The organism is Biostraticola tofi, from assembly GCF_004343195.1.
Lineage (GTDB): Bacteria > Pseudomonadota > Gammaproteobacteria > Enterobacterales > Enterobacteriaceae > Biostraticola > Biostraticola tofi.
In genome coordinates this window covers 606110-618695 of record NZ_SMCR01000001.1, presented here as the reverse complement: position 1 = coordinate 618695, position 12586 = coordinate 606110, and the positions used below count along the sequence as shown (strand labels likewise).

8 protein-coding genes and 1 pseudogene are annotated in these 12586 nt (G+C 34.3%); all 9 read left to right on the top strand.

The genetic code is table 11. From position 1 onward, the window contains the following. The first annotated feature begins 772 nt into the window (after positions 1 to 772). The 9 genes and pseudogenes from EDC52_RS02740 to EDC52_RS02695 all read left to right on the top strand — a co-directional run bounded on the left by EDC52_RS02740 (position 773) and on the right by EDC52_RS02695 (position 12537). Complete coding sequence (locus EDC52_RS02740; protein ID WP_131864088.1) at positions 773 to 1909, top strand: polysaccharide export protein; 1137 nt, start codon at positions 773 to 775, stop codon at positions 1907 to 1909. Between the two features lies 1 nt (position 1910). Further along, positions 1911 to 2341 (top strand): annotated as a pseudogene (locus EDC52_RS02735) (arsenate reductase/protein-tyrosine-phosphatase family protein). 15 nt (positions 2342 to 2356) lie between these two features. Further along, the gene (locus EDC52_RS02730; RefSeq protein ID WP_131863750.1) at positions 2357 to 4528 is read left to right on the top strand and encodes a polysaccharide biosynthesis tyrosine autokinase; all 2172 of its coding nucleotides are present in this window, start codon (positions 2357 to 2359) and stop codon (positions 4526 to 4528) included. A gap of 87 nt (positions 4529 to 4615) precedes the next feature. After that, positions 4616 to 5872, top strand: coding sequence for an O-antigen polymerase (locus EDC52_RS02725; protein WP_131863748.1), 1257 nt, complete (start codon positions 4616 to 4618; stop codon positions 5870 to 5872). Positions 5873 to 5906: 34 nt separating this feature from the next. After that, a complete protein-coding gene (locus tag EDC52_RS02720) occupies positions 5907 to 7055 on the top strand; it encodes a glycosyltransferase family 4 protein (RefSeq protein WP_131863747.1) in 1149 nt (382 codons plus the stop codon). Positions 7056 to 7071: 16 nt separating this feature from the next. Continuing rightward, positions 7072 to 8538 (top strand): murein biosynthesis integral membrane protein MurJ, encoded by a 1467-nt coding sequence (murJ, locus tag EDC52_RS02715; RefSeq protein WP_131863745.1) that lies wholly within the window; start codon positions 7072 to 7074, stop codon positions 8536 to 8538. A 569-nt stretch (positions 8539 to 9107) separates the two neighbouring features. After that, on the top strand, positions 9108 to 10271 hold the full coding sequence (locus tag EDC52_RS02705) for a glycosyltransferase (RefSeq protein ID WP_131863741.1): 1164 nt from the start codon (positions 9108 to 9110) through the stop codon (positions 10269 to 10271). A 7-nt stretch (positions 10272 to 10278) separates the two neighbouring features. Then, positions 10279 to 11394, top strand: coding sequence for a glycosyltransferase family 4 protein (locus tag EDC52_RS02700; protein WP_131863740.1), 1116 nt, complete (start codon positions 10279 to 10281; stop codon positions 11392 to 11394). A gap of 90 nt (positions 11395 to 11484) precedes the next feature. Then, positions 11485 to 12537, top strand: coding sequence for an acyltransferase (locus EDC52_RS02695; protein WP_131863739.1), 1053 nt, complete (start codon positions 11485 to 11487; stop codon positions 12535 to 12537). Positions 12538 to 12586 lie beyond the last annotated feature (49 nt).

Below are 12586 nucleotides of genomic sequence, written 5' to 3'. Positions count from 1 at the left end.
AGAATAATTTTTCCTAAAAACAAGTTGCATTATCGTGTTCGATAAGCGTCATGACTAGTCTTTTTCCTAAAACATCAGCATGTTCACATGCAAAACTTGTAAAGACTTAATTAATAATTAGTATAACAACGAACTAGCACATATTGAATCTCTTGCAGATTTTTTCTTTTCTGAGGCGCGCAAAAAAAATGATTTTGAGAGTTGCTTAACATGAAAAGCTTACATGGGGCTTGTTAACAACTACCAACAGAACTCTCGATAACAGTAGCTTTGGTTGCAATGATATCTGCAAGCCAAGGGCGGTAGCGTGGGCAAGAGTGATTTTAAACTGCTTTTTAAATAAAAACCGTGTGGAATTCGTGAATAAACCCCTAGCCCTGGGTATCAAAACCCCCTTAGCAGAGCTTTGCTAAGTTCCCACTGCAAGAGTGCAAAAATCAACCATCTGTACGAAATTTACACAATTATATTGCCAGACTGAATTTAATTATACCTTGTGATAGCCAAAAAAAATTTGAGTCATTTAAAGTATTCATAATTCACTGATTTGGAAGAATATTTCCAAGCTGATAACTTAGTCATTATCTTTTATAGTATATGTACTCACAATGAGTTGGATAATGAAAAATGAGCCGAAAGTAACCAATCCAAAAGCCGTGTTTAAGATATGGCCGCGGTTACGAATTGCCTGAATGTTAAATGTGAAAAAGTTGAGTTTGACGAGACATAAAGAGCTTTTATCTTAAATTAGCGATAGTGATGACAATCGATGATGATTAACAAAAAATTACAATTGATACCCTTTTGCGTATCTATAGCATTACTAAGTGGTTGTACAGTTTTTCCTGGCTCTAATATGTCTAACAGTGGGAAAAATGTTATTAAACAAGAAGATGCTAATTTTGATATAAGCAAATATGTCAATGTTTTCCCTTTAACTCCTAGACTTGTGGACTCAATGAGAGTTAAACCTGTGATTTCACGAGGGAATTTGGAGCTTGAACAAGAACTGAGTAACTACCAGTACCGCGTAGGAGTTGGCGATGTTCTCAATATCACTGTTTGGGATCACCCAGAACTTACCACGCCAGCAGGCCAATACCGAAGTGCAAGCGATACGGGTAGTTGGGTGCAAGCTGATGGAACTATTTACTATCCTTATATAGGAAATGTAAAAGTTGTGAGTCGCACCGTTAGTGAAATCCGGCGTGAGATAGCATCGAGATTAGCTCAATACATCGAAAGCCCACAAGTTGATGTGAATGTAGCTTCTTTCAGATCACAAAAAGCGTACATTTCAGGAGAGATTGCAAAATCTGGCCAGCAACCAATAACCAACGTGCCATTGACCATACTTGATGCGATAAATGCTGGAGGGGGATTAACAGAAAATGCCGATTGGCGCAATGTTGTGTTAACCCATCAAGGCAAAGATACACTCATATCTTTACAAGCACTTATGCAAAAAGGAGATTTGAAGCAAAACCGTTTATTATATCCAGGTGATATATTATTTATTCCAAGAAATGATGATCTGAAAATTTTTGTAATGGGAGAAGTTACAAAACAAACGACTTTACGTATGGATAGAAGTGGTATGACTTTAACTGAAGCCTTAGGAAATGCTGAAGGTGTAAATCAGTCGGCATCAGATACCACTGGGATATTTGTTATTAGATCAGTTCGTAGTGCACAAGATGGAAAACTAGCAAATATTTATCAACTTGATGCCTCTGATGCGTCCTCCTTGGTAATGGGCACTGAATTCCAATTGCAACCTTATGATATCGTGTATGTTACAACTGCACCAGTTGTGCGCTGGAATAGAGTGATAAGCCAGTTAATACCAACAATATCAGGTATTCACGACCTTACGGAAACTACACGTTACATAAGACAATGGAATTGAAATGTTTGACTCTATTTTAGTAGTATGTGTGGGTAATATTTGTCGATCTCCGCCTGCAGAACGACAACTTAAACAATTGTTACCGCATAAGAAAATAGATTTGGCTGGTCTTTCAGCCCTGGTAGGCACAAGTGCTGATTCAAATGCTCTCAATATCGCTCTACGCAACGGATCGTCTTTTGAAGGACATGTTGCAAAACAGTTGACCAGTGAAATGTGTCGTTCTTTTGACATGATATTAGTTATGGAAAATACCCACATAAAAGCTGTATGCCGTTTTGTCCCTGAAGCGAGGGCAAGACAATGCTAAGAGGGAAATGGCTCAGTAACTCTGAAATTTCTGACCCTTACCGTCGTAGTAATGAAGTATTTGAATTAGTAAATCATAAGCTTAATAATTCAACGAAGCTATGGGCTGACAAACTGAAATGATGAATGGGCAAAATAATGACCGATAAATCAGTAAGTAACAATTATGATGACCAAAAAGGAACTGAGCTGGAGTTTACTAGATTGGCTGGTGCAGTAGTAGATAACCGGTGGCTAGTAATAGCTGTGACTGTTTTGTTTTGTGCACTTAGTGTTGCCTATTCCTTACTTGCTACGCCGATATATCGTGCAGATGCATTAGTTCAGGTTGAACAAAATGTTGGCAATTCTTTGCTAAATGATATTTCTCAAATACTTCCTACAAGTCAGCCCGCGTCTGCTGCTGAGATTGAACTTATACGCTCTAGAATGATTTTGGGTAAAACTGTAGAACAATTGGGCCTAGATATTCTTTCTGAAGAAAAATACATTCCATTAATTGGAGCAGGAGTAGCAAGAATTACGGGGAATAATCAAAATGCGAAGCTAAATTTCGAATATTTTGATGTCCCCGAATCATATTATGAAAGTAAATTCATATTGACAGTATTAGGTGAAAATAAATTTGTCATTGAATCTGCGGATGGCATTAATATTCCGGGTGAAGTTGGTCAAGCTATAAATGAAAACGGGATATCATTAAAAATAAAGCACATCAAAGCTAAAGAAGGCACGAAATTCAAAATACAAAAAATTAGTGAAATACAGGCAATAAATAATCTATCCAATCGATTGAATGTTTCTGATAAAGGTAAAGATACTGGTGTTTTACTTTTAACTTTATTGGGTGAAGATCCGCTGAATGTCAAAGAATCCTTAAAGAGTATTGCACGGAATTACCTTGAGCAAAATATTGAGAGGAAATCAGCGGAAGCTGCTAAAAGCCTTGAGTTTTTAAAAGAACAACTACCATCAATTCGTTCTAAACTCGATATAGCTGAAAATGCTTTGAATATATACCGTCAACAAAGCGATTCGGTAGATCTTTCACTAGAAGCTAAATCTGCATTAGAAACGATGGTAGCTATTGATACTCAGCTGAATGAATTAACATTTAAAGAAGCTGAAATTTCTAAATTGTACACCAAAGACCACCCTGCATACCGGTCACTATTAGAAAAACGAGATACTCTTCTTGAAGAAAAGGTGAAACTTAATAAAAAAATATCATCAATGCCTAAAACTCAACAAGAGATTTTGAGTCTTACTAGAGACGTACAGGCTAATCAAGAAGTTTACATGCAGTTATTAAGTAAACAACAAGAATTGAATATTACTAAAGCCAGTACGGTAGGTAACGTCAGAATTGTTGATGAACCAATAACTCAACCTAAGCCAGTTGAACCAAACAAAATTTTAATAGTATTGGTAATGACAATATTAGGCGCCTTCTTATCAATATGCTATGTGACAATCAAAGTTATTTTCCATAAAGGTATCGAGAATGCTACGGATTTAGAAGAGATGGGTATAAACGTATACGCAAGTATCCCCATCTCGGATTGGCAACGGAAGCAAGACCAGACTATCGGTGAAAATAGGAAAAGTGGAAAACGTTTTATAACAACAAAAACTTTATTAGCTGACACTAATCCATCTGACCTCGCAATAGAAGCGATACGCAGCCTAAGAACGAGCTTGCATTTTGCTATGCTAGAAGCCAAAAATAATGTTTTGATGATCACTGGTGTGAGTCCAACGATTGGTAAAACGTTCGTAAGCTTGAATCTAGCAGCTGTTATAGCTCAATCTGGAAAAAATATTTTAGTCATAGATGGAGACATACGCCGAGGATATATTCATAAAGTGTTTGGCGATAATGATGCCTCCAAAGGCTTGTCAAATTATTTATCAGGACAATTAGCTATTGATGATATTGTATCGGTAACAAGCGTTAATGATTTACATTACATTGCAAGGGGTGATATTGCACCTAATCCAGCTGAATTATTAATGCATGATAGGTTCCAAACATTATTGGACTGGGCATCGAGCAAATATGATATGGTTTTGATAGATACACCACCAATTTTAGCTGTTACAGATGCGGCTATTATTGGAAAAAATGCTGGAACTACATTTTTAGTTGCAGGATTTGAAATTAACACTATTAAAGAAATTGAGCTCTGCTATAAGCGCTTTAATCAGAATGGAATTGAAATAAATGGTTGCATTATAAACGGCATGGTGAAAAAAGCATCAAATTATTATAGTTATGGACATCAGTACTATAGCTATGAGAAAAAATAAGCCAACCATCCTTTAGGAAGCATTTGTAATAAATTAACCTGCTAAGTTCTTCCTTGACTTAGCAGGATGACTAAAAGAGATAATGGAATGGTTGAATTATCTACGATTTTATTAATTTCGATAACAATAATTTCTTTTTCATATCTGATGTGCCGCAACACTATTGGTATATTCTATGTGCAATGGGTTATATATATAGTTTGGTTTTTTTCATTCCCGTCATACCTCGAATATATTAACAACATCTATCCATGGCCGTTTTTCCCTAAGAGCCAGGAGATAGTATCTGTAAATTTAATTACCGCTCTATTTTGCATGACATTGTTTGTTGGTTATATATTTGGGTACAAAAGGTTAATAACTGCGAAGCAGATCGCCATCAAAAATGTAAGAATAGATTTAAAAACTAATATCGTATCATTATTATTATTGATGCCAGCGATAATCTTCATAGGTATAACCGGTATTGGTTCATTCTTTATGGGCCGATCTTTCGTAGGTGAAATAATGGACACAAATTCATTTTTGCCTATGGTTTACGCCTTGTCTAAATTCACAGCATTTGGTGTATTTGTGGTCTATTTCTGCTTTTGGATAAATAGAGACAAAAATAGAAAATTTGGGACGATAGCTTTAGTCGTTTTTTTCATTGTTATAAGCATAAATTTCATTATAAATAATCCATTATCGAGCCCAAGATTTCATTTTTTAAGCATGGCGATTGTTATAGCGACTATTATAGGGAAGATGATAAGTCGAAAATCTTATCTAGCACTTTTTGTATTATCACCAACTTTACTATATGTCCTTTTCCCATTAACAAAACATTTGGGCGAGGATAGTGGAAAGTACAGAACTTACGAGTTAGCGCAATATATTGTACAAGGGGTAGATTTTGATTCATTCCAGCAACTTGTAAATATACTACGTTATGTAAATGATGTTGGATATTCTTGGGGTATGAATTTTCTTGGTGGAGTATCATTTTTCGTTCCTCGATCCTTATGGACGGATAAACCCACTAATCTAGGCGTCCTATCTGCTGAACATATGGGTTATGTGTATACAAATTTAAGTGCACCACTTGTTGGAGAGTTTTATTATACCGCTGACTTAGTAGGTGTAATTATAGGTGGGTTTGTTACAGGGTTGTTAGCCGGAAAAGCGGACTCATTCTTAAGAGCTGGTAATATTTCATATTATTACTTTGTTGGCATGTGGTTGGCAGCATTTTCATTTATAATATTTAGAGGATCATTTGGTGCAGTTGCGCCCATGATTATACTTGGAATGATGTCATCTTTAATAGTCTATTCAGTGAGCCGGATACGAATAAAAATTTAGCTCATCTTTCATTTGAATTATAAATGAGATTCATATGCGTGACGAAATAGTCATTATAAGTAGATCTCTCCCAATGCACGGATTAGGGGGGATGGAAGTTGTAGCATGGGATGTTGCAAAATCTTTGCATTTACAAGAATGTAAAGTTAAGGTAATTACCACACACACAGGTCGCTATAAGGGGCTACATAAGATAGATGGTATTGATGTATATTTTATTGAAAATGTAAAGTCTGGAAAATATTCGAGCAAATGGTGGTTAAAATCTAGAGATTACTTTCAGAGAAATCATCAACAATCATGCAAGACCGTTCTTAGCGTAAGCACTGGAGCGTATGGATTATTGCCCTTAAAAGATAATAAGATAAAATTTGTAATCCAAGTACATGGCACCGCGCTGGGTGAGTTCAATTCGAAAATCAAAACTCGAACTTTAAAAAGTATACTTACTTCTCCAAAGAATTTGTATTGGTTCTTAAAGGATTTCGTAAATTATCCTAAATTTGATAGTGTTATTGCTATTGGAGAAGGTGTCTACAAAGACTTAATAAGCAAGCCTTACAGTAAATTTGTATCAAGTGATAATGTAAAACTCATCAGTAACGGAATAGATAGTGACTTGTTTAATAGTAAAAATAAGAATTTAGTAGATATTCGTCAAAAGTATAATATTCATGAGAATACTAAAGTACTATTAACAGCATGCCGATTACATCCTCAAAAAGGTGTGGAAAATGGCATAAGATTATTCAATGAAATTAGTCCTAAAGAGAATTGTCACTATTATATAGCTGGCGATGGTCCTGATAAAGAGCGATTGCTGAAGTTGTGTGATGAATTAAAATTAAAAGATAAGGTGACATTTTTAGGTTCCTTAACGCATCAAGAATTAGCTGACTTTTTATCTATATCGCATGCCTTTATATTTCTTACCAATAGAATTGAAGGGCTACCATTAAATACTTTGGAAGCAGCATCTGTGGGTGTACCAATACTGCTATCCAAGCACGTTAATCTCTTTTCCTCCGAGCACATTTACCTAGTCGACCAAATAAATAATGAATCTAATGTTGGTATTCTCAATCGTCTTTTAAGTACTGATATCGCTGATCGACAATCTTATATTCCTGAAGAATTCACATTAACTTATTCAGGTAAAAAATATAAAAAATTATTAGACTGATTTAAAGGATAACAAGTTGAGAAAAGCCATAGCATCTCTGATAGGCGGTAATTTGCTATCTAAAATCCTCGGATTAGTGCGCGAGGTTATTGTTGCTGCGTTATTTGGTACAGGTTATATTAATGGTGCTTATAGAGTTGCCCAAACTGGAACGTTAGTTCCAGTCAACTTTTTGATTAGTGATAGTTTAACTGCTTTTATCCCTTTGTATAAGATGTTTAAAAAAGAGTCTATAAACAAAGGGCAACTTTTCTTTTGGGGTATGCTAATTTTATTTATTATATTTTCCCTGGTATTAACACTTTTCAGTTATATTTTTGTAGATAAATGGCTGAATATTATAGCGCCTGGATTGGATGTTAATACAAAAAGACTCGCAGCGGAAATGCTAATAATTATGGCCATTGGTATTCCTTTTTATTTAACTTCGGCTCTTATTAATTATGTTGAAATGGCCCATGATGATTTTTTTCCAATGTCAGTTAGACCATCCTTACAAAATTTAGGGATGCTATGCGGAGCGATTTTTGCTTATTGGTTTCACAATCCATTATATCTAGCTTGGGGATTTACATTAAGCTATGTTTTATTTTTTGTTTGGGTTTTATGTAGAGGTATTAAAGCTAATTTACTGTTATTTCCTCAAAATTATGAATTTAAAATTCTAAAGGAAGTCATAAAAAAATTTTGGGTGACATTACGTCCATTAATTCTCCTTCCAGTAATTTATCAAGGAAATATTGCTGTTGAACGAGCAATAGCAACCTTAATAAGTATTAATGCTGTTTCCGCAATTGATTATGCAAAGTTTATAACGGAAACATTACTCCTAATAGTATCAGCACCTGTTGCTTTAGCTGGATTGGCGAGTTGGGGGGGGGTACAAAAAAAAGAAATGAAAATTAAGATGGTGAATGTATTCAATATCATGTTGATGGTGTCACTTCCAATATCTGCATTTATATGGACCCATTCTACTGAAATTGTGACTGTGCTGTTTGCTAGAGGTAGATTTGATGCTGAGTCTATCCATGTAACGAGCATCATATTGTTTGGTATGTCACTTGGTTTATGGGCACAAGCTATTGGATATGTATATATAAAGGCTTTAAACGCGCAGCTAAAAAATAATTATGTGATGATGATAATGAGCATTGGATTATGCCTAAATATCATTATAAACATAATTTTCTATAAACATATTGGTGCTTATGCATTAGGTTTGGGCTATACGGTATACGGTTTAGTATTATTATTAGGTTGTCTGATTGCTATTAATATTTGGCCGCAAATAGCAAAAATAGCAATAATTATGACATTAGGAGCAGTGTTATATAATTTTATAACCTTGATTAATTTCAGGGTCGTAAATGATTTGATTACACTAATCGTTGATGGAATAGTATTTTTATCTTTCTGGTTTATTATTCTAGTAGGTACCCCTCATACTCGAAGAATTTTAAAAACTTTGTTTAGTAAATAGAAGAGTACTATGATATTAAAATATTTGCATCCGAGATTTTTTGTGTCATTTTGCAGGTGTCTGTTTCTTAAGTTAAAATATAGGAGATCACTGCAGTTAAATCTGTTTCGAACATATATCTCTTCTGGTGTAAAAATTCAAATTCGCAATAATGGAAAAATTACAATAAAAGGCTCATCTAACAGAGTTTTTATATCTGAAAACACGACTATTGTTAGTTCCGGAGGGCATTTAGAAATCGGAAATGGTGTTTTTTTTAACACGAATACTAATATAGTTTGTCATAAATATATTTACATAGGTGATAACTGTCTATTTGGTCCAAATGTATGTATCTATGATTCCGATCATCGTTATAATGATTTGAATAACCTAATTAGAAACCAAGGCTATATTAAAAAAGAGACATTTATCGACAATGATACTTGGGTATGCGCTGGATGCGTAATAACTAAGGGTTCTATTGTTGGTTGTCATACAGTTGTTGGGGCTAATACGGTAGTTCGAGGTACTTTGAAATCAAATAGTTTATATGCAGGTAATCCAATGAAATTCCTGAGGACAATTGAATGAAGCAAGAGTGTAGGAATATTATTTTACTATCTACCGCAGATTGGGATAATCCTTTTTGGACCAATAAACAGCATGTCGCAGTAGACCTTGCTAAACGTGGAAATAAGATTCTTTATATCGATTCGCTTGGCCTTCGCAGTCCCGGCTTGAACAAAAAAGACTTCACTAGAATAATTAAACGAATAATTAAAGCAATCAAGCCACCGCGCCAGGTGAGTGATAATATCTGGGTTTGGTCACCGATCACACTCCCTTGGAACAATTATAAGTTAGTTAGACAGTTCAATAGAATTTTTTTGAAGCTGGCTATTACTTTCTGGTCCAAGAAGTTAAGTTTACTTAATCCTTGGCTTTGGACTTATAATCCATTAACTACGGAATTCATTGACTTAAAAAAGTATAATAAAGTTATCTACCATTGCGTTGATGAAATAAAAGCTCAACCAGGAATGCCTGTTAATATTCTGGAACGTGCCGAGAAAGATCTTGTTTCAGGAGCTGACATAGTATTTGTAACAGCGCCTAATTTACTAATATCAAGAAAGAAATTGAATGATAATACTTATTATTTTTCAAATGTGGCCGATTTTAATCATTTCTCAAAAGCAATGAAAGCCGATACTTTAGTCCCAACAGATTTGCTAGAAATCAAAGGACCTATATTAGGCTTTATTGGTGCAGTAAGTAGCTATAAAGTCAATTTTGAATTGTTGATCTATATCGCAGAGCAACGCCCCGAGTGGAATATAGTTATAATTGGTCAGGTAGGTGAAGGGGATCCTTCGACTGATGTGGCAAAATTAGAAAGCATGAGCAATATATATATTTTAGGCCCTAGACCTTATAAAGATCTGCCGTGTTATTTGAAAGGATTTGATGTTGCTCTTTTACCTAACAATATAAATGAGTATACAGATAACATGTTTCCTATGAAGTTTTTTGAGTATTTGGCCGCGGGCAAGCCAGTAGTCAGTGTTGAGTTGAAAGCCATTATGGAATTTGAAGGAATTGTTAAGATAGGTAAAAATAAAGAGCTATTTCTGGAAGCTATCGAAGAAACTCTCCAGGGAAAAGTGGCAAATCTAGAGGATAGGATTAGCTTGGCAAGTAAGTATACCTACGAAAGTAGAAGCAACAAAATGTTAAACATGATTAAGTAGGAAAAATATGAGAATTGCAATTGTAAATGAATGGTTATCTGTATATGCTGGCTCAGAAAGAGTCCTTGAACAATTAATTAAATGCTTTCCAGAAGCTGATCTATTTGCTGTTTGCGAAAATCTTAGTGATGATGATAGATTTTTTTTGCAAGGTAAGGCTGTTAAAACAACTTTCATTCAAAAATTACCATTCTCTAAAAGCAAATATCGTAACTACTTACCGTTAATGCCACTTGCTATTGAACAGCTTGATTTATCTAGTTATGATTTGATTATTTCAAGCAGTCACGCTGTAGCCAAAGGTGTTCTCACTGGTCCTAATCAATTACATATTTCATATGTGCATTCGCCAATTCGTTATGCTTGGGACTTACAACATCAATATCTTAGAGAGTCAAATCTTATAACGGGAATGAAAGCATTCATGGTTCGATATTTCCTTCACCGAATAAGAATTTGGGACTATCGTACGTCTTTTGGTGTCGATTATTTCATTAGCAACTCAAGATTTATCGGAAAACGAATCAAGAAAATATATGGAAGAACTTCTGACATAATTTATCCACCAGTTGCTGTAAATGATTTTGAGTTGACTGAAAAGAAGGAAGATTTTTATCTGACTGCTTCGAGAATGGTGCCTTATAAAAAAATTGACTTAATCGTTGAAGCTTTCTCTAAAATGCCTAATAAAAAATTAGTTGTAATAGGCACAGGCCCAGACTTTGATAAGATTAAGAAAATAGCTACTCCAAACATTGAATTGATGGGATATCAAAAATTTTCAAAACTTAAGGAAATGATGCAAAAAGCTAAAGCGTTTGTATTTGCTGCTGAAGAGGATTTCGGCATTGCACCAGTAGAAGCCCAAGCATGCGGTACCCCGATTATTGCTTTTGGGAGGGGGGGAGCGCTTGAAACCATCGTTGATGGTAGAACGGGGATTTTTTTTAGTGAGCAATCTTGTGAGTCTTTGATTGATGCCATATCCCGTTTCGAAAACAATTCTTCAATAAATCCTCAAGACTGCAGAGCAAATGCAATGAGGTTTTCGGAAGAAAGATTCAGGGCAGAAATTACTGAATTTGTATATAAACGATATGAATCATTTAAATCTACCATCTAAGGCTACTGATACATACTTACAAAGTTGCTTTCCATGCTATTTTTTTGCTTGATTCTTATGTCATTAGTTTTTTATTCTTGAGCGTGAAAAATGAATAATCGAATATTATCAATTGATTATTTAAGAGTTGTAGCTTGCTTGCTAGTTATACTTCTCCATTTGTGTGGAAAATTTATGTTTGCTGCTGAACCACTACATGAATTTTTTGTATCGAATATTCTGAATAGTTTTAGTCGGATCTGCGTACCGCTATTTGTAATGATAACTGGTTATTTGACTATTAGCTATCGCGAGTCTCCCTATAATCTTTACACATTAAAAATCACGCGTAATATAATTTTGCCGACTTTAATTTGGACAGCAATTTATTTTATATTTAATATAATAAAATCAGTTATACAGGCTGATGGTAATTTTTCAAATATAGACTTTATTAAGCCTATAACCTTGATATTATCTGGGGCTCCCTACTATCATATGTGGTATATGTATATGATTATTCCCCTATATTTAATAATCCCAATGTTATCAAAATCTCTGGGGTCGTTGAGCATAAACCATCTAAAATGTATTGCTATTGTATTATTTATCCTTTCCTTATGCGATGGAATTTGGAAAGCTGCTAATGAAGAGTCTGGTTTTTGGATGTTTAGTTTTGTAGATTATTTAGGATATTATTTTTGGGGTGCTTATTGTTTAAAATCAATTCAATTAAATAAAACTAATGGCTATTATAGTTTGGTTGCATATATCGTATTTAGTTTGCTTACGGCTTTATTAACTCAATATTTTCATGTGTTTTCGGACGAATTTTACTTTTATAAAAACTACAGCCCAACTGTTATCCTGGCTTCTGTGTTGGTTTTTTCCTATTTAATCAGAATAAAGCCTGTTGCCAATAAATATGTGACTTTTATATCTAATAATTCGTTTAGGATATATTTTTGTCACGCTGCAGTGATTGATACGTATTTTATATTGATAGGAATTAGTAGTAAAGGTTTGAAATTTAGCTACGTAAGTTATGCGTTATATTTAATTATTGGTTTTACCGTTGTTTTTTTAGTTTCACTATTGATTTGCCGTGTTCTTGAAATAATTAGATATTACAGCAGTGAAAAATATAAATTATATATTCCTTAATAACTCTTATAAGCTTAATTTTTTAACCACATTTATAAAAATCAATTCA